12 protein-coding genes, 1 pseudogene and 3 riboswitches are annotated in these 17,684 nt (G+C 63.5%); of the genes and pseudogenes, 5 read left to right on the top strand and 8 right to left on the bottom strand.

Going from position 1 to position 17,684, the window contains the following annotated elements:
- Positions 1–7: 7 nt before the first annotated feature.
- From AKN84_RS09640 to AKN84_RS09630, 3 genes are all read right to left on the bottom strand, one after another.
- Positions 8–2,881, bottom strand: a complete 2,874-nt coding sequence (locus AKN84_RS09640; protein WP_050420515.1) for a ribonucleoside-diphosphate reductase subunit alpha — start codon at positions 2,879–2,881, stop codon at positions 8–10.
- A 115-nt stretch (positions 2,882–2,996) separates the two neighbouring features.
- Positions 2,997–3,218, bottom strand: a riboswitch (cobalamin riboswitch).
- 113 nt (positions 3,219–3,331) lie between these two features.
- Complete coding sequence (locus AKN84_RS09635) at positions 3,332–3,913, bottom strand: hypothetical protein (RefSeq protein ID WP_050420481.1); 582 nt, start codon at positions 3,911–3,913, stop codon at positions 3,332–3,334.
- A 47-nt stretch (positions 3,914–3,960) separates the two neighbouring features.
- Positions 3,961–4,983, bottom strand: coding sequence for a DUF6925 family protein (locus tag AKN84_RS09630; RefSeq protein WP_244484998.1), 1,023 nt, complete (start codon positions 4,981–4,983; stop codon positions 3,961–3,963).
- Between the two features lie 249 nt (positions 4,984–5,232).
- Positions 5,233–5,432: riboswitch (cobalamin riboswitch) on the top strand.
- 111 nt (positions 5,433–5,543) lie between these two features.
- On the opposite strand from AKN84_RS09630, the gene metE reads away from it, so the two are divergent.
- Together metE and AKN84_RS09620 are read left to right on the top strand one after the other, a co-directional pair.
- Entirely contained in the window at positions 5,544–7,889 is a 2,346-nt protein-coding gene (metE, locus tag AKN84_RS09625) for a 5-methyltetrahydropteroyltriglutamate--homocysteine S-methyltransferase (RefSeq protein WP_050420479.1), read from the top strand.
- Between the two features lie 18 nt (positions 7,890–7,907).
- Positions 7,908–8,111 (top strand): hypothetical protein, encoded by a 204-nt coding sequence (locus tag AKN84_RS09620; RefSeq protein ID WP_128970579.1) that lies wholly within the window; start codon positions 7,908–7,910, stop codon positions 8,109–8,111.
- A gap of 24 nt (positions 8,112–8,135) precedes the next feature.
- Here AKN84_RS09620 and prpB read toward each other — a convergent pair whose 3' ends face one another.
- The 4 genes and pseudogenes from prpB to AKN84_RS09600 form a co-directional block, all read right to left on the bottom strand.
- Complete coding sequence (gene prpB, locus AKN84_RS09615) at positions 8,136–9,059, bottom strand: methylisocitrate lyase (protein ID WP_050420477.1); 924 nt, start codon at positions 9,057–9,059, stop codon at positions 8,136–8,138.
- A gap of 10 nt (positions 9,060–9,069) precedes the next feature.
- Positions 9,070–10,248: a bifunctional 2-methylcitrate synthase/citrate synthase gene (gene prpC, locus AKN84_RS09610; protein ID WP_193399639.1), complete on the bottom strand. Its 1,179-nt coding sequence runs from the start codon at positions 10,246–10,248 to the stop codon at positions 9,070–9,072.
- 28 nt (positions 10,249–10,276) lie between these two features.
- A pseudogene (locus tag AKN84_RS09605) lies at positions 10,277–11,805 on the bottom strand (MmgE/PrpD family protein).
- A 14-nt stretch (positions 11,806–11,819) separates the two neighbouring features.
- Positions 11,820–12,233 (bottom strand): acyl-CoA thioesterase, encoded by a 414-nt coding sequence (locus tag AKN84_RS09600; RefSeq protein ID WP_050420476.1) that lies wholly within the window; start codon positions 12,231–12,233, stop codon positions 11,820–11,822.
- 136 nt (positions 12,234–12,369) lie between these two features.
- Here AKN84_RS09600 and AKN84_RS09595 point away from each other — a divergent pair, with 136 nt between their 5' ends.
- Both AKN84_RS09595 and AKN84_RS09590 read left to right on the top strand, forming a co-directional pair.
- The gene (locus AKN84_RS09595; protein WP_050420475.1) at positions 12,370–13,791 is read left to right on the top strand and encodes a short-chain fatty acyl-CoA regulator family protein; all 1,422 of its coding nucleotides are present in this window, start codon (positions 12,370–12,372) and stop codon (positions 13,789–13,791) included.
- Between the two features lie 12 nt (positions 13,792–13,803).
- Complete coding sequence (locus AKN84_RS09590) at positions 13,804–14,274, top strand: hypothetical protein (protein ID WP_050420474.1); 471 nt, start codon at positions 13,804–13,806, stop codon at positions 14,272–14,274.
- 102 nt (positions 14,275–14,376) lie between these two features.
- Positions 14,377–14,576: riboswitch (cobalamin riboswitch) on the top strand.
- Here AKN84_RS09590 and AKN84_RS47235 read toward each other — a convergent pair.
- A complete protein-coding gene (locus AKN84_RS47235; protein ID WP_157863268.1) occupies positions 14,533–14,814 on the bottom strand; it encodes a hypothetical protein in 282 nt (93 codons plus the stop codon). It overlaps the preceding riboswitch by 44 nt.
- Positions 14,815–14,827: 13 nt before the next feature.
- Between AKN84_RS47235 and AKN84_RS09585 the strand changes: the two genes are divergently transcribed.
- Positions 14,828–17,131 carry a TonB-dependent receptor gene (locus AKN84_RS09585; protein ID WP_128970578.1) on the top strand — a complete coding sequence of 768 codons (2,304 nt, stop codon included), beginning with the start codon at positions 14,828–14,830 and terminating at the stop codon, positions 17,129–17,131.
- The last annotated feature ends 553 nt before the right edge of the window (positions 17,132–17,684 follow it).

Here is a 17,684-nt window from a genome sequence, read left to right as displayed (position 1 = left end):
TGATCCTTTACTGGCAGGCTTCGCAGTCGGGATTGTCGATCGAGCAGGCGATCGCGCCCGAAAGGTCCGGCGCGGGCGAAGCCAGCGCCACCGACGACACCGCGTTGAGCTTGCCGTCGGTGCCCTTCAGCGTCGACTTCTCAACATGGGTCGCGCTGCGCGAGCGCAAATAATAGGTGGTCTTCAGGCCGAGCGACCACGCCAGGCGATAGAGCGCGTCGAGCTTTTTGCCCGAGGGATTGGCGATATAGAGGTTGAGCGACTGCGCCTGGTCAATCCACTTTTGCCGCCGTGCCGCCGCCTCGATCAGCCAGCTGGAGTCGATCTCGAACGCGGTCGCATAGAGCGCCTTGAGGTCGTCGGGGATGCGGTCGATCGAGCCGACGCTGCCGTCGAAATATTTCAGGTCGTTGACCATCACCTCATCCCACAGCCCGCGCGCCTTGAGATCGCGCACCAGATAGTCGTTCACGACCGTGAAGTCGCCGGACATGTTGGATTTGACGTAGAGATTCTGGTACGCTGGCTCGATCGACTGCGCGACGCCACAGATGTTGGAGATCGTCGCCGTCGGCGCGATCGCCATCACGTTGGAGTTGCGCATACCGACCGACGTGACACGGGTGCGCAGCGTCGCCCAGTCACGCGTCGAGGTGCGATCCATCGCGACGCCACCACGCGCGTCGGCAACGAAGTCGATCGAGTCGATCGGCAGGATGCCCTGGCTCCACAGCGAGCCCTCGAACGACGGATAGCGCCCCCGCTCGGCGGCGAGATCGACCGAGGCCGAGATCGCATGGAAGGAAATCGCCTCCATGCTGGTGTCGGCGAAAGCGACCGCGTCACCCGACGCCACCGCGATCCGCAGCGCATGCAGCGCGTCCTGGAACCCCATCAGGCCGAGACCGACCGGGCGGTGCCGCAAATTGGAGCGGCGCGCTTCCGGAATGGTGTAGAAATTGATGTCGATGACGTTGTCGAGCATCCGCATCGCCGTCGTCACGGTCGTCTTCAGCCTCGTGTCGTCGAGCTTGCCACCCTGGATGTGATTGGCCAGATTGATCGAGCCGAGATTGCACACAGCGGTCTCGTCATCGGATGTGTTCAGCGTGATCTCGGTGCACAGGTTCGAAGAGTGGATCACGCCGGCGTGGCGCTGCGGCGAGCGCAGATTGCACGGGTCCTTGAAGGTGATCCAGGGATGGCCCGTCTCGAACAGCATGGTCAGCATCTTGCGCCAGAGATCGACGGCGCGGATTTGCTTGAACACCCGCATCTCGCCGCGCGCGGCCTTCGCCTCGTAATACGCGTAGCGGTCGGCGAACGGATTGCCGTAGAGGTCGTGCAGATCGGGCGTCTCGTCGGGCGAGAACAGCGTCCACTCGCCGTCGGCCTCGACGCGCTGCATGAACAGGTCGGGCACCCAGTTGGCGGTGTTCATGTCATGGGTGCGGCGGCGGTCATCGCCGGTGTTCTTGCGCAAATCGAGGAATTCCTCGATGTCGACGTGCCAGGTCTCGAGATAAGCGCAGACTGCGCCCTTGCGCTTGCCGCCCTGGTTGACCGCGATCGCGGTGTCGTTGGCGACCTTGAGGAACGGCACCACACCCTGGCTCTCGCCATTGGTGCCCTTGATGTGCGCGCCGAGCCCGCGGACGCGGGTCCAATCGTTGCCGAGCCCGCCGGAATATTTCGCCAGCAGCGCGTTGTCCTTTACCGACTTGAAGATGCCGTCGAGATCGTCCGCGACGGTCGTGAGGAAGCACGACGAGAGCTGCGGCCGCAGCGTGCCGGAATTGAACAGGGTCGGCGTCGAGGCCATGAAGTCGAACGACGACAGTAGGTCGTAGAACTCGATCGCCCTCGCCTCGCGGTCGATCTCACGAATCGCGAGCCCCATCGCGACGCGCATGAAGAACGCCTGCGGCAGCTCGATGCGATTGCCGCGGACATGGAGGAAATAGCGGTCGTAGAGCGTCTGCAGGCCGAGGAACTGGAACGACAGATCACGCTCCGGCTTCAGCGCCGCGGCGAGCCGCGTCAGATCGAAGCGGCCGAGATCGGCATCGAGCAGTTCGGCCTTGATGCCGTTCTTGATGTAGGCCGGGAAGTACTCGGCGTAGCGCGAGGCCATGTCGGCCTGCGATGCGCTGGTCGGCGCATCCAGCACATAGGACAGCACCTCGGTGCGCAGCTTGTCGAGCAGCAGCCGCGCGCTGACATAGGTATAGTTCGGCTCCTGCTCCACCAACGTGCGGGCGGCCATCACGGACGCAAGCGCCAGCTCGTTCTGGCTGATGCCGCCATAGACGTTGCGCTGGGTCTCGGCGATGACGGGGGCCGCATCGACGCCATCGAGGCCCGCGCAGGCTTCATTTATGATCAGCGCAAGGCGCGCATGATCGAGCGGCACCTTGCTGCCACTGGGCAGCGTGACGTGAATGGTCGGCCCGGCTACGGGCACTGCCTTCGCCGCGTCCTGCTCGGCGCGCTGCCGGGTGCGTTCCTCGCGATACAGCACATAGGCCCGCGCCACCTTGTGGTGCTCGCTGCGCATTAGAGCGAGCTCAACCTGGTCCTGCACATCCTCGATATGGAACGTGCGGCCTTCGCTCATCCTCCGCGACAACGCGGTGACGACCTCGGCGGAGAGCTGCTCGACGATCTCGTGCACGCGGCGAGAGGCCGCTGCGGTGTGGCCCTCGACCGCCAAAAACGCCTTGGTCATCGCCACCGAGATCTTGCTGGCGTCGAATTTCGACACCGTGCCATTGCGGCGGATTACCTGCATCGGAGGAGCTGCGTCCGGCGCGGCGAGCGTTTCCGGACGCAGCAGGATGAGTGGCGCTGGCTTTGTATCGCGATCGAGAGAGAGAGACATCGTGCAGACCCCGTGATGCTTGTTGGGGCTGGATGTCAGGGGGCGCTGCATCACCCGGCGGCTGGCGCCACCGGCACGGCTCTGCATGCGACCGCCGGGACACCCCGCCCGTGGACGTAGATTCGGTGTCGCGGCAGGTCTCCTGGCTCGCAGGTCGTCATTGCTCCCTCGTCTTCCCAATGCCTTGCGGCATCAGTGACTTATGCAAACGGGAACAACTCACTGCTTACAGTTGCGGGGGCAGCGCCGGAGTTTTACGGATCAACCCGTAGTTCACCGGCTTCCCTCTTAGCCACCAAATCTAGAGATATGGCAGACCGTGACGCCTATATCTGGTGTGATTTGGGACAGGGTGTCAACGCCCGTCAGACGGCCTATCCAAAATATTTTAACGCTTATCCAAAGCCACGTTAGCGGTCTGTGGATGAATCACTTTGGACCCCCGTGGGGTTACGGTAACCGAACCGCCCGTCCACGACCAAACGGATTGAGCAGGCGAACGATTTCGCAGGCCGCAACTAGACCCGCAAGCCAGAGCGCACAGCGCAACCCGATGCGCGCGACGATCGCAGGGGTGAACGCCCCGGCTCCGCCGAGGACCGGCGTGGCAGCCAACAGCGTGATTTCATAGGCGGCGTAGGCGCAGACGAAGGCGAGCAGGAAGGAGCCCAGCACCCGGTTCCGAGGCAGTTGGCGGAATACGACGGATGCCGCTGCGGTGCCAGCGAGGGCCGCGGCCCCGATCACAAAACCCCAGGCGATGGTCTTGGCATCGATCGGATAATGCAGCGCGCTGAACCCGATGGTCTGATTGACCAGCCATGTGCCAAACACCACCAGTATGGCCCCGCGCAGCGGCAGCACAGCCGCCGCGATCACCGCGAATGCCGCAAACGGCGTCGCACAAGCGAACACAAAGCTCGCCAGCGCGGAAGCGGCGGTCAAGAGCACAAAGCAGAACATCGGCGCGTAACGCGGCTCGACCGGTTGCAGGCGGAAGTGATCGCTGGAGCGCAGATCGTTCAAAGCCATGACATACTTCCTTCCAGCAATTTCTCGCGTCCCATGCTGCTCGACACTCAGTGCGGCGCTTCCATCGGGTTCTCGGAATCTATCAGATCGAGCCGGTCGTGCACAGCAAGCCATTCGACCAGCACCGGCGTCAGTTGCTCCGTTGCGCCCAATTGTCGAAGCGCGACCCGGACGGTCGCCCTGCTGAAACGATCGCTGGGCAGGACAATCGTCTCTGGAGCCTGCCCGGCGGCGACGGCCTCGATGACCTGACGCTTCAGGGTCAGCAGTTCAGGCAATCCAAAGCGTTCGAGCAGCATTTGAAATGCAGCGTGACGTCCCGGTCGAAGTGCACGCTTGCGGCCGAGCTGATCGCGCAAGGGGTGCGCCGGATAAAGATGCGCGCAGGGAATCCAACGGTCCGGCAGCGGCTCGGTCGCAGCATGAGCACGGCCGTGCGCCAGCAGTTTCGGCAGAACATGTGTGTGCGGACCGTCCGGGCTCCTTCCGCCCGGAGGCGGAATCGGCTGAAACACCTCGACCCGCCCGACACGGCTGATGAAGACGCGATGCGGATTGGCTGCGAAGATAATCGCCATGGCGTCATTACCCGGCGCAAACAGAGATACTCCGACACGGCTCCTCAGTGCAGCGACAACGTCCTCGTCGTCGAGCCGTATGCAGGCATCAATATGCAGCGCTCCCAACCCAAGGTCGAACAGGACGCCGTTACGATCCCGGTCGCGCAGCGCGTCGTGATCCGGACCGATTTCGGTCAGCTCCGTTCGCCCGCTCATGGCGCATCGTTCCAGCGGAAGGCAGAGAGCGACACGATGCGCCCAGCTGTCGGTCGTCGGCGTTTCCGATGCGATCGGTCGCAAGTCCTGGTGAGGCGCGATGCCGATTCCGCCCTTGTCGGTCACGGCCCGGATCGCATCACCGGCCTGCGTCAGGTCGATGGCTTCATTGGACTCGCGCGTGAACTCTGCGATGGCGCCGAACGTACCAACGCTCCAGCCGGCCTCCGTGTCGGCGAGCTGCTCCGCGAGCAGAGACATGACGGACGGATCTGTCGGCATTCGATCGATCACGCTTGCGCGAGTGGAGCGCTCATTCAGGCCACTCCAATCTGCACACCAGGATAGTTCCAGAATCGTCGCCTCATCGCGCCAACCATAAAGGTATTATGTCAGACAGCGTCAACGTCGCGACGCGATCGCCTTGCAGGCCAGGCCACTGGCGCGCTGCGGCTCATCCGCAAATGTTCAATCCGAACCATGGATTAGCTCCAACGCGCCTTACGCTGATCCTGCAAAGGTTGACGTGACCGGCTCACAGCAGCTAATCAGACACGTCGAGGTTCTCCAAGTCCCGTTTGACCTGGAGCTAAGAGGGAAGCCGGTGCGATGCCGGCGCTGCCCCCGCAACTGTAAGCGGTGAGCTGTTGTCCATTCAAAGTCACTGAGGCGAAAGCTTCGGGAAGGCAGGACGACGGTGAAGACCCGCGAGCCAGGAGACCTGCCCCGACAACATGAACGTCCTCGGGCGGGGTGTCCCGGTGGTGCGGTTGCGACCCCGCATGCGCCTCCGCGTCTTGCGGAGTCCAGACGTGTCACTACGGCCTTTGCCCCCAACTTTTGGGGTTAAGCCAATGTCCTCCACATCTATCTCCTCACTTGCTGTTGCGACTCTCGGCACGCCGCGGATCGGTCCGCGCCGTGAACTCAAGCTCGCGCTGGAAAGCTTCTGGTCCGGCGCGACGAACGAAAAGGCGCTGATCGATACCGGCGTCGGTCTGCGCGCCGCGAACTGGGCACGGCAGAAGAAACTCGGCGTCTCGGTGATCCCGTCGAACGACTTCTCGTTCTACGACCAGGTGCTCGACACCTCGGTGATGGTCGGCGCGATCCCGGCCATGTATGGCTGGAGCAGCGGCCCGGTGCCGCTTGCGACCTACTTTGCGATGGCGCGTGGTGCTGAAGGCAGCGGGCATGACGCGTCGTGCGGTCACGCCCATCATGGCCACGGTCATGGCGTACCGGCGCAGGAGATGACCAAATGGTTCGACACCAACTACCACTACATGGTGCCCGAACTGTCCAGCGATCAGCAGTTCCGCCTCGCCTCGCGCAAACCGATCGAGGAGTATGAGGAAGCCAAGGCGCTCGGCTACCAGACCCGGCCGGTGCTGGTCGGCCCAGTCACCTTCCTGAAACTCGCCAAGAGCAAGGATGCCGGCTTCGAGCCGTTGTCGCTGCTGGACCGCCTGCTTCCGGTCTACATCGAGGTGCTGCGCGAGCTTGCCGCCCGCGGCGCCGAATGGGTGCAGCTCGACGAGCCCTGCCTGGTGCTCGATCTCGACGATACCGCACGGAATGCGCTGCGTCGCGCATATGGCGAGATCGCCAAGGCGGTGCCGCAGATCAGGATCATGCTGGCGAGCTATTTCGGCAGCCTTGGCGAGAACCGCGACACCGCGTTTGCGCTCCCCGTCGCCGGCCTGCATCTCGACCTGGTGCGCGCGCCCGAACAGCTCGACGACCTCGCCCACCTGCCCGCCGAGCGCGTCGTCTCGCTCGGCGTGCTTGACGGCCGCAACATCTGGCGCGCCGATCTCAGCAAACTGCTCGACCGGCTCGAGCCCGTCATCGCGAAGCTCGGCAAGGATCGCGTGCAGATCGCGCCGTCCTGCTCGCTGCTGCACGTCCCGATCGACCTCGCCCTCGAAGCCAAGCTCGACGCCGAGGTGAAGAGCTGGCTCGCCTTCTCGGTGCAGAAGATGGAGGACCTGGCCGCGCTCGGCACTGCCCTCGCAAACGGCCGCGATTCGATCGCTGCGGCGCTGACGACTTCCGACGCGGCTGCCGCCGCGCGCAAGACCTCGCCGCGGATTCACGATGCAAAAGTCACTCGGCGCATGGCCGGCATCGACGCCGCGATGCGCGGCCGTGCCAGCTCGTTCGAGGAACGGACCGAGGTGCAGCGGGCGCGGTTCAACCTGCCGGCCTTCCCGACCACGACCATCGGCTCGTTCCCTCAGACGCCCGAGGTCCGCAAGTCGCGCGCCGCGCATGCCAAGGGCAGCCTCAGCGACGCCAGCTACAAGACCTTCCTGCAGGAGCAGACGGCAGAGACTGTGCGCTGGCAGGAAGCCATCGGCCTTGATGTGCTGGTCCACGGCGAGTTCGAACGCAACGACATGGTGCAGTATTTCGGCGAGCAGCTCTCCGGATTTGTCTTCACCGAGCATGCCTGGGTGCAGTCCTACGGCTCGCGCTACGTCCGGCCGCCGATCCTGTTCGGCGACGTGTCGCGCCCGAAGCCGATGACGGTCGAATGGTGGCAATACGCGCAGTCGCTGACCAAAAAGCCGATGAAGGCGATGCTGACCGGCCCGGTCACGATCCTGAATTGGTCGTTCGTTCGCGACGACATCCCGCGCAGCGAAGCCTGCCGGCAGATCGCGCTGGCGATCCGCGACGAGGTCGCCGACCTCGAAGGTGCCGGCGCGGGCATGATTCAGATCGACGAGGCGGCGCTGCGCGAAGGTCTGCCGCTTCGCCGTTCGGAGTGGACCACCTATCTCGACTGGGCGGTGGAATGCTTCCGCATCTGTTCGTCCGGCGTCCGCGACGAGACCCAGATCCACACCCACATGTGCTACTCCGAGTTCAATGACATCATCGACGCGATCGGCGCAATGGATGCCGACGTGATCTCGATCGAGACCTCGCGCTCGAAGATGGAGCTGTTGGATGCGTTCCGGAGCTACCGCTATCCGAACGAGATCGGTCCCGGCGTCTACGACATCCACTCGCCGCGGGTACCTGAGATCAACGAGATGACCGAGCTGCTCAAGCTGGCGCGCCAGCGTCTGTCCGACGGCCAGCTCTGGATCAACCCGGATTGCGGCCTGAAGACGCGCAAGTGGGAGGAGGTCCGCCCCGCCCTCGTCAACATGGTCGCAGCCGCGCGCGAGTTGCGCGCCGCTTCCTGACATCTACGGAGAATGCCGATGCAGTTCTGGATCAAATGCACCCGCTTTGGCAAAGCTGACCCCTACTACGTCAACATCTCGCTGGTAGGCGGCATGTCGCGCGAGGGTAAGAAGACGATCCTGGAATTCGTCGGCAGCAACGCACAAATCATCGAGGTGAACGAAACGCCGGAAGAAATTCTGGCGGTTAACCTCGGTGAGGCGGGAGAGCGGCGCTCTTGAACGAGCGCCGCTCCTGCCCGGCGACTAGCGCCGCTGCGGCATGCCCTCGGGAATGATGGTCTGGACGATCGAGGCGTCGAGCGCCTCGTACTCATGCAGGCCTATCGTGGCATAAAGCTCGGCGCGGGTCTGCATCCGCTCGACGACACCGTGCGTGCCACCGTCGCGCGCGATCGCCGCATAGAGCGCTTCCTGCGCCTTGTTGGCGACGCGCAGCGCGGATACCGGCCAGATCACCATGGCGTAGCCCATCGCCTCGAACTCGGCGGCCGTGTAGAACGGCGTCTTGCCGAATTCCGTCATGTTGGCGAGTAGCGGCACATCAGGCATCCGCTGCGCAAAGGCGCGGAACATGTCTTCGGTGTTGAGCGCCTCCGGGAAGATGGCGTCGGCGCCGGCCTCCATGTAGAGCTTGGCGCGGGCCACGGCGCCGTCGAGCCCCTCGCTCGCCGCCGCATCAGTGCGGGCGATGATGACGAGATCGCGCCGCGCCTTCGCCGCCGCCGCGATCTTGGCCGCCATGTCATGCGCGTCAGCGAGCCGCTTGTCATTCAGATGCCCGCACTTCTTCGGCAGGATCTGATCCTCGAGGTGCAGTGCGCCCGCTCCTGCCTCCTCGAATACCCGAACGGCGTGCATGACATTGAGCGCCTCGCCATATCCGGTGTCAGCATCGACCAAGAGCGGCAGGCCCGAGGCGCGGACGATCTGCCGTATGAAGAAGCTGACTTCATCGACCGTGATGATGCCGAGATCCGGCAAGCCCATCGATGCGGTCATGGCCGCGCCGGACAGATACAGGCCGTCGAATCCGGCGCGCTTGGCTTGCAGTGCCGCCATCCCGTTGTGCGCGCCCGGCAGCTTCAGGATGCCGGGGCATTTCAGCAGCTCGCGAAATCGTCGGCCGGCGGATTCCGATGGCAAGTCGGATGCAACGAGATAGGGCATGCAGGGTCCTTTACGCGGCGCGCACGGATGACGGCGGGTTGCCCCGGCGCTCGATCGGCACGAAAGTCAGGTTCTCCGGACCTACATAGTTTGCCGAGGGCCGGATGATCTTGTTGTCGGTGCGTTGCTCGATGATGTGGGCGGCCCAGCCGGAGGTGCGCGCGATCACGAACAGCGGCGTGAACATCGCGGTCGGAACGCCCATCATGTGGTAGGATACCGCACTGAACCAGTCCAGATTGGCAAACATATTCTTGGTCTCGGCCATCGCGGCCTCGATCCGGTCGGCGATCTCGAACATCTTCATCGAGCCCGCTTCCGCCGACAGCCGCCGCGCGACCTCCTTGATCACCTTGTTGCGCGGGTCGGCGATCGTGTAGACCGGATGCCCGAAACCGATCACCACCTCCTTGGCGGCGACCCGGCGGCGGATGTCAGCGTCGGCATCATCGACGCCATCATAGCGCTTCTGCACCTCGAAGGCGACCTCGTTGGCGCCGCCGTGCTTGGGCCCGCGCAGCGCGCCGATCGCACCCGTGATCGCCGAATAGATGTCCGCGCCGGTTCCCGCGATCGAGCGGGCGGTGAAGGTCGAGGCGTTGAACTCATGCTCGGCATAGAGGTTGAGCGAGGTGTGCATCGCGCGGACGTGGGATGCGGACGGGCGGCGTCCATGCAGCAGATGCAGGAAATTCCCGCCTATCGTGTCGTCGTCGGTCTCGACGTCGATGCGGCGGCCATTCTGGGCAAAATGATGCCAGTACAGCAGCATCGAGCCGAGCGAGGCCATCAGCCGGTCGGCGACGTCGCGTGCGCCGGGATGATTATGATCGTGCGCCTCCGGAAGCACGCAGCCGAGCGTCGAGACGCCGCTTCGCATCACGTCCATCGGATGCGCCGCCGCCGGCAGCGCCTCAAGCGCATTGCGCACCGCCAGCGGCAGGCCGCGCAGGCTGCGCAGCTTCACCTTGTAGGCGGCAAGCTCCGCGGCATTCGGCAAGGTGCCGTGGACCAGGAGATGAGCGATCTCCTCGAATTCGCAGGTCTCCGCGACATCGAGGATATCGTAGCCGCGGTAATGCAGGTCGTTGCCGGTGCGGCCGACGGTACAGAGCGCGGTATTGCCTGCAACGACACCCGACAGCGCAACCGATTTCTTCGGCGCCGGCTTGGTCGGTTCGATAGCCATCCTGTTCCTCCCGTTGTTCTGCTGTGATCTATCGTCCGGCGGACGCGCCGGACCAATCGAAGATGCCGGTTGCGCTGGTCGCGCCGAGCTGGCCGGCGGCGGCCGTGAAGGTGAGGCCCGTGAGCTCTTCGGCCTTCAACTCGGGCAGCCGCTCCACCAGCGCCAGGAAGCGATCCTGTTCCTGCTGCGCGACGACGCCGTCGGCGAGACTGCGGAACTTGGCGACGTATTGCGCACGGGCGAACGGGCGCGCGCCGAGCGGATGCGCATCCGCGACCGCGATCTCGTCGCTGATGGTCGATCCGCCCTTCAGCGTCACCACGACGCGGCCGCCGAACGCCTTCTCCTTCGGGTCGGGGCTGTGATAGCGCCGCGTCCACTGCGGATCCTCGACGGTGGAGATCTTGTGCCACAGCGCCACGGTCTCCGGACGGCCGGCACGCTCCGGCGCGTAGGATTTCTGGTGGTGCCAGCCGCCGTCCTCGAGTGCGACGGCGAAGATGTACATGATCGAGTGGTCGAGCGTTTCACGGCTCGCCTTGGGGTCCATCTTCTGCGGATCGTTGGCGCCGGTGCCGATCACATAGTGGGTGTGATGGCTGGTGTGGATCACGATGCTCTGGATCTTGGTGAGATCGCCGATCTTCGGCCCCATCCGCCGGGCGAGATCGATCAGCGCCTGGCTCTGATATTCGGCCGAATGCTCCTTGGTGTAGGTATCGAGAATCGCGCGCTTGGGCTCGCCCTTCTCCGGCAGCGGCACGCTGTAATTGGCCTTCGGTCCGGACAGCAGCCAGGCGACGAAGCCGTCCTCGCCTTCCCAAGCCGGCGACGGCGCACCTTCGCCGCGCATCACGCGATCGACCGCCTCGATCGCCATCTTGCCGGCGAATGCGGGAGCATAGGCCTTCCAGCTCGATATCTCGCCCTTGCGCGACTGCCGCGTGGTGGTGGTGACGTGCAGCGCTTGTTGGACCGCCTGATAGATCGTCTCGGTCGGCAGGTTGAGAAGCGCGCCGATACCGGCCGCGGCCGACGGCCCGAGATGGGCGATGTGGTCGATCTTGTGCTCGTGCAGGCAGATGCCCTTCACCAGGTCGACCTGGATTTCATAGCCGGCCGCAAGGCGCGCAGCAGCGCACGGCCTTCGAGACCGCAATGCTGTGCCACGGCGAGCACCGGCGGAATGTTGTCACCGGGGTGGGAATAGTCGGCGGCCAGGAACGTATCGTGGAAGTCCAGCTCGCGAACGGCGACGCCATTGGCCCATGCCGCCCACTCCGGTGAGATCCTCTGCCTCTGTGCAAGGCCAAACACGGTCGCGCCGGGCCTGAAGGGATGCGCGAGCGCCTGCGTCCGCGCACTGGCCACTGGACGCCGCGCCAGCGAGGCGGCGGCAACAGCGGCATTGTCGATGATGCGGTTGCCGATCATCTCGACCACCGCCGGCTCGACCGCGACTGGATCGGACGCGATCTCGGCAATCTTCCAGGCCAGCTGCTCCACGCGCGGCAGATGCTCAGATGATTTATGGGTTCGGACGTTGTGCAGTTTCACGGTTCAGTTTCCTGTCAGAGGTTATTTTGCGGAAGCGGTGCGACAGGCGTCGGCCTGCCCAGCTCGTCGACGGCGACCATCTCGAACGAGCCACGCATCGCGGTTCGCCGGTCACCCGAGATGAGGGCCTCGGCAATCACTTCGACGGCGACCGTCATCGACGAGCGGCCGACACGTTCAACCCGCGCCGTGAGCTCGACGAGTTCGCCGACACGAACGGGATCATGGAATTCCACCTTGTCGGAGGTTGCCATGACCACGGCTCGGCGTGCCCGCCGCGTCGCGGCCACGAAGGCGGCCTTGCCCATCATGCTGAGCGCGCTGCCGCCGAACAGGGTCCCGTAGTGGTTGGCCTGGTCGGGGAAGACCAGTTCGACGAAACGCGTGGATTCGGCCGCGCTGACCGCCTGCCCGTAGGAAGCCTGCATCGAATGACGCCCTTGCAACTTTGCTCGCTATTCGCAATATCCGCATAGACCAAAGTGTGAATAGTGCTGAAATTGCGGATACTTGCGAAGGACAAGCAGCAAAACTGCGAAGTTTGCGAAGTCGACGGAGGAGCAAATGAAGAAGGCTTTCATGGGCGTCCGGCTCAAGCGCCTGCGTGAGGAGCGCCGCCTCACCCAGCAGGCCCTGGCGTCCGCGATCGGGATTTCGCTGAGCTACCTCAACCAGTTGGAGAACAACCAGCGGCCGCTGACGATTGCCGTCCTGCTCAAACTCAACGCCGTCTTCGGCGTCGACGTGCAGCTGTTCTCGGAGGATGACGAGGCGCGGCTGGTTGCCGACCTCCGCGAGACGCTGTCGCCCACAGTCGTCGGCGAGAACGTATCAGCCGCCGAAATCCGGGAGCTCGCCGTCAACATGCCCGCGGTAGCGCGGGCGATCATCTCGCTCAGCCGCAACCACCGGCTCGCGATCGAGCAAACCGCGGTGCTTGCCGCGCGGCTCGGCGAGGACCGCCAGGCGGCGACCGCGATCCTGCCCTCGACCCCCCATGAGGAAGTCCGCGACTTCTTCTACGCACGCCACAACTACTTCGCCGAGCTGGACGACGCCGCCGAGCAGCTCGCACAACAGCTTGCGCCATCGCGCCAGCTAACGTCGGCGAGCCTTAGCGACCATCTGCGCGACAAATTTGGAATAACGGTGATGTTCGACGATGCGCCTGCTGCGGCACATCGACGCTTCGACCAAGAATGCGCGACCCTGCATCTCTCGCGAAAGCTGGAGCCGGGCCAACAAGCTTTCCAGTTGGCCACTCAAATCGCCCTACTGGCTTGCGATGGAGAATTGTCAGCACTGGTCGACGGTGCACGGTTCACCAATGTGGATACACGCGGGCTCGCCCGCATCGGGCTCGCCAACTATTTCGCCGGAGCACTGATCATGCCTTATGGGGAATTCTTGGATGCCGCTCAAAAGCTTCGCTATGACATCGAGCTGCTGGGCCAGAAGTTTGGCGTCGGCTTCGAAACCACGTGCCACCGGCTGAGTACGCTGCAACGGCCTTCCGCACGCGGCGTGCCGTTCTTCTTCATCCGCGTCGATCGCGCTGGAAACATCTCGAAACGACAATCCGCAACCGATTTTCATTTCTCTAGAATCGGCGGCACCTGCCCGTTGTGGAATGTATACGAGGCGTTCGCGACTCCTGAACGCATCCTCACCCAGCTCGCCCAAATGCCGGACGATCGCACGTATCTCTGGATCGCGCGCACCGTCACCCATCGCGAAGGGGGATATGGCTCGCTGAGCAAGACGTTTGCCGTCGCCCTGGGGTGTGACATCCGGCACGCCGAAGAGATTGTATACTCACGTGGACTTGACGTTCACGACCCCGCATCCGCGACCCCGATTGGGATAGGCTGCAAAGTCTGTGAGCGCGTCGATTGCCCACAGAGGGCTTTCCCTCCGCTTGGACGCCCGCTTATGATCGATGAAAGACAGGCCTACTTTTCTCCCTATGCAGCCTCCACTCCCTGACCGAGAGGACATATGCATCTGAACACCGCCAGCCTTTTGACGACGCGGACCATCGAGTTCTTTCCTTCAGAAGAATTGACGGCGGGCTCCCACAAGAGGACGGTGCAAGCACTTCGAATCGCGCGATCGACCTTTCGCCAGAGGCTTGAATGCAGCGTGACAGATTGCCAAGGAGGCATTCTGATTCATTGCCAACTGGACGACGTGAACTCCGTTCTGCAAGTTTGTGAAGTCGTCGAGCAGAAGCTGCAAAAGCTCCGGAAGGAGCCACTGACGGGCAAAATGGTCGAGCAGATACTTTCGATCACCTCAGCCGAGTTGCGACTGTGGTCAAAGCAAGGTCGCGTACCTACCGCCGGCCACACCTTCTTCAGTAACGGTCGGAAGCAGGTCAGCCTCTTCCTGTATTCTCCCGATATCGTCAGGGAGCTTGCCGCTCGCCCGCAGCAGATCGCTGATTGGCGCCATCCCAACAGATCGTGAACGTTTGGCATCCTCGTGGCCGTTTGGCGTGACCAAACTGCCACATGTCGCGACGCTCGGAATCTGACGCGCGCCCCTTGCTTGACTCGTCTGCGGAGGCCGTTCACGTTCATCGGCGGTAGTGCCGAAAGGCGTATCAAGGGAATACGGTGCGTCCTCAGGGACAAGGCCGGAGCTGCCCCCGCAACTGTAAGCGGCGAGCCGACGACATTTGAAGCCACTGGATTCGTTTCGAATCTGGGAAGGTGGTCGGAGGCGTCAAGCCGCGAGCCAGGAAACCTTGCTACCGGTCGTGGTCATGTACTGACGCATTGGGCGGGGTGCTCCAGGGCGTTGCAAGCCGATTGGGATCTGCCGCACCTGGGGCGAACGGCAGCCACTCACGGCGAATGTACGTGACGGCTGTTTTGCTTCGCCGTTGGTCACCACCGTGTTCATTTCAAATGATGTTGTGTTGCGCTCATCGGCGCGTATTTCGGCGCCCTCACTGATTTCACGCAAGCACCGTTGGCTGTCCGGTTCGGCGGTCGCGCTTTGCATCCTGATGGCTTCAATGGCAGCGGCCGGACCGGTGTCCGCGCAAACACCGCAGCAGCTCAATCCCGTCACGGTCACTCCGCCCACGCCGCGGCCGAGTGCGGTGCAGCGCGGCAGCGAAAGCCGCGGGCCTACCAAGCGCGTCCGGCGTGCGGCACGCCAGCCTGCGCCAGCGCCGAAGCCGGTGCCGGGACCGCCCCCTCTCGCAGCAACGGCCGCGACGCCGCTCAACAGTAGCGTGATAGCCGGCAGCGCCAGCCTGCTTGGGCTGACAGTGCACGAGACGCCCGCAACCGTCGAAGTCGTCAGCCAGCAGCAGATGCAAGAGCAGGGATACCGCACCACGACCGAGACCGCGCAGGGCGCGACCGGCGTGCTGTCGGGCGACGCCGCCGGCGCACCCGCGGGGTTCTCGATGCGCGGCTTCACGGGCAGCGAAGTGACCACGCTCTACAACGGCATCTGGATCGGTCCGCAAGATATCACCTCACGCGTGATGGACACCGCGGGCCTCCAGCAGGTCGAATTCGTCAAGGGGCCGAACTCGATCATGTCGGGGCTGGCCACGATCGGCGGGTCGGTCAACTACGTCAGTAAGCAGCCGACCACGGGGCCGATCAAGAGCGAACTGGACGGCTCGATCGACACGCTCGGCACCTATCGTACCCATTACGGCTCGGGCGGCAGCACAACCCTGCCGGGGCTCGATTATCGCTTCGACGTCTCTTCGTCCCGGCTCAACAGCTTCATCGATGGCGATTACCAACAGCTCAACAACGTGTCCGGGCAGCTGAACTATCGGGTCAACGACTCCTTCAAGGTGTTCGGTGCGGTCGACTACAAGCGCGACGATGGCCGCGCCTATTGGGGAACGCCACTGACGACGACCACCTTCTCCGGGCCGTTCTCGACTCACGGCGTCGTGGCGGGAACGGCGACCAACACCTTTGACGGCTCGACCATCGGTCCGGTCACCGTCGACTCCCGAACGTTGAAGACAAACTACAACGTGGCCGACGATTCCACGGGCGCGCACGAGCTCTGGCTACGCGGCGGCTTCGAATGGAACGTCAATGACAGCCTTACCGTCAGGAACCAGGCCTACGAGTTCGGCGCCAAGCGCCATTGGTACGACAGCGAGACCTACGCCTTCAACACCGGGACCTCGATGATCGACCGCGACCGCTTCTTCGTCACGCACAAGCAGCGCGTGGTCGGCGACAACACGGACGTGATCTGGAACACGTCGTTCTTTGGCATGGAAAACCGTCTCGCCACCCAGGTCTCGGTGAGCCGCAACGACATCCAGTTCCGGCAGGAAGGCAACCCCGACACCTATCCGGCGGACTCGGTGGACGTCATCAACCCAACCCCCGGACTGTATGGAATTCCGCAACCCAACATCCGCAACAGCCGGCTCGACAATGCCGCGCTGTCGGTTGAGGACAGGCTCAAGATCACACCGATGCTGGCCCTCATAGGCGGCATTCGCGTGGAGGATCTGACGCTATCGCGTGACGGCCTCAATTTCGACGGTACCGTTCCGGCGGGCCAGCCCTTCAGCAAGACCTGGAATCCGGTGTCCTATCGCGGCGCGGCGACCCTCGAGCCCGTGAAGGGTCTGCTGTTCTATGGCATGTATGCGACGGCCTACGATCCTGCGGCGGCCGGTATCTTCTCTGTCACGCCGGGCACGTCGCTGGAGCTGACTAGCGCCCGCATCTATGAGGCCGGCGCCAAGATCATCTCGGACGACAAGCGGGCCGAAGCCACCGTCTCGGTCTACGACATCAAGCGCAACAACGTCTATGTGGCGCTGACCAACGCGGTCTCGACGCTCGCCGGTCAGGTCCATACCCAGGGCGTGGAGTTCGCCGCGGCGGTCCGCCCGATCGACAACGTCAAGGTCTGGGGCAACGTCGCGCTCACGCAATCGCGCTACGACGATTTCGACGTCCAGACCGGCAATACGCCGCCGAACATCGCTCCCATCATCATCAATGCCGGCGCGTCCTACCGCTTCAACGAATGGCGCTGGCCGGTCGAAATCGGTGGCTCGGTTCGTCACGTTGGCCAGCGCTTCCTGGCGCCGGACAATCTGACCATGATGCTGCCCTACACCACCGGCGATCTGTTCGCGTTCGTCGATGTCCCGGGCCGGGACCTGTGGTGGCAGGGGCTGGAGAAGATGCGCGTCAGCTTCCGCGTTCGCAACGTGACCAACACCCTCTACGCGGCATGGTCCGATCCAGGTTACCCGGATCAGGTTTACCTTGGCGCGCCGCGAACATTCGAGCTGTCTGCCTCGGCGAGGTGGTGAGACAGCATTGACGGTGGCCCGTGCGATGGCACGCAAAGGGGATCCAGCGCGGCCACGCGCTGTTTCCAAGCACGGTCCCTCCGCAGGCCAATAGTGCCGAAAGAATCGTTGATCTAATTGATGAAACTTCCTTGCAAGGCACGCTCCCGACCAAACGGCACGCCAGAACCCAAGCCATGCCAATGGCTTGCGGTTCGACAGGCGAGCCTCTTTTATCTCGCCCTCTTAATCGGGCGTTCAAAGTCAACACATTCCTACGCTTTTCTTCGACTCTTCGCACTTCTGTCATGACAGACTCACTGCATCGACAACGCACACACGTCACCACATCGCGCTTGCGATCGGCATTCACCAGGCGGGGTCCATGCGTTCCTTCGCGTTCAGCACTTTGGCCGTCGCATGCTCTTCATCAGGTTCGTAAACAGGGCTGTCCAAGCAGTCTGGCGCTCTCATCACGTAGATGGCAGCAGGCGAGAGATAGCGGACATTCCCCGTTTCGCGGCCCCGCCAGGGGACGCTCACCGCGCGCGCGGATCTCTATTGGTTGCTCCTT

Source organism: Bradyrhizobium tropiciagri, from assembly GCF_001189845.1.
Lineage (GTDB): Bacteria > Pseudomonadota > Alphaproteobacteria > Rhizobiales > Xanthobacteraceae > Bradyrhizobium > Bradyrhizobium tropiciagri.
Note: the sequence above shows the minus strand (reverse complement) of the source record. Positions and strands in the feature narration are given on the sequence as shown.

Excerpts from the sequence above, each read along its gene's own strand:
- metE (WP_050420479.1), top strand. The coding sequence starts at position 5,544 with ATGTCCTCCACATCTATCTCCTCACTTGCTGTTGCGACTCTCGGCACG.
- AKN84_RS09585 (WP_128970578.1), top strand. The coding sequence starts at position 14,828 with ATGGCAGCGGCCGGACCGGTGTCCGCGCAAACACCGCAGCAGCTCAAT.
- AKN84_RS09595 (WP_050420475.1), top strand. The coding sequence starts at position 12,370 with ATGAAGAAGGCTTTCATGGGCGTCCGGCTCAAGCGCCTGCGTGAGGAG.
- AKN84_RS09590 (WP_050420474.1), top strand. The coding sequence starts at position 13,804 with ATGCATCTGAACACCGCCAGCCTTTTGACGACGCGGACCATCGAGTTC.
- AKN84_RS09620 (WP_128970579.1), top strand. The coding sequence starts at position 7,908 with ATGCAGTTCTGGATCAAATGCACCCGCTTTGGCAAAGCTGACCCCTAC.
- prpC (WP_193399639.1), bottom strand. The coding sequence starts at position 10,248 with ATGGCTATCGAACCGACCAAGCCGGCGCCGAAGAAATCGGTTGCGCTG.
- AKN84_RS09600 (WP_050420476.1), bottom strand. The coding sequence starts at position 12,233 with ATGCAGGCTTCCTACGGGCAGGCGGTCAGCGCGGCCGAATCCACGCGT.
- AKN84_RS09640 (WP_050420515.1), bottom strand. The coding sequence starts at position 2,881 with ATGTCTCTCTCTCTCGATCGCGATACAAAGCCAGCGCCACTCATCCTG.
- AKN84_RS09635 (WP_050420481.1), bottom strand. The coding sequence starts at position 3,913 with ATGGCTTTGAACGATCTGCGCTCCAGCGATCACTTCCGCCTGCAACCG.
- AKN84_RS47235 (WP_157863268.1), bottom strand. The coding sequence starts at position 14,814 with ATGCAAAGCGCGACCGCCGAACCGGACAGCCAACGGTGCTTGCGTGAA.
- prpB (WP_050420477.1), bottom strand. The coding sequence starts at position 9,059 with ATGCCCTATCTCGTTGCATCCGACTTGCCATCGGAATCCGCCGGCCGA.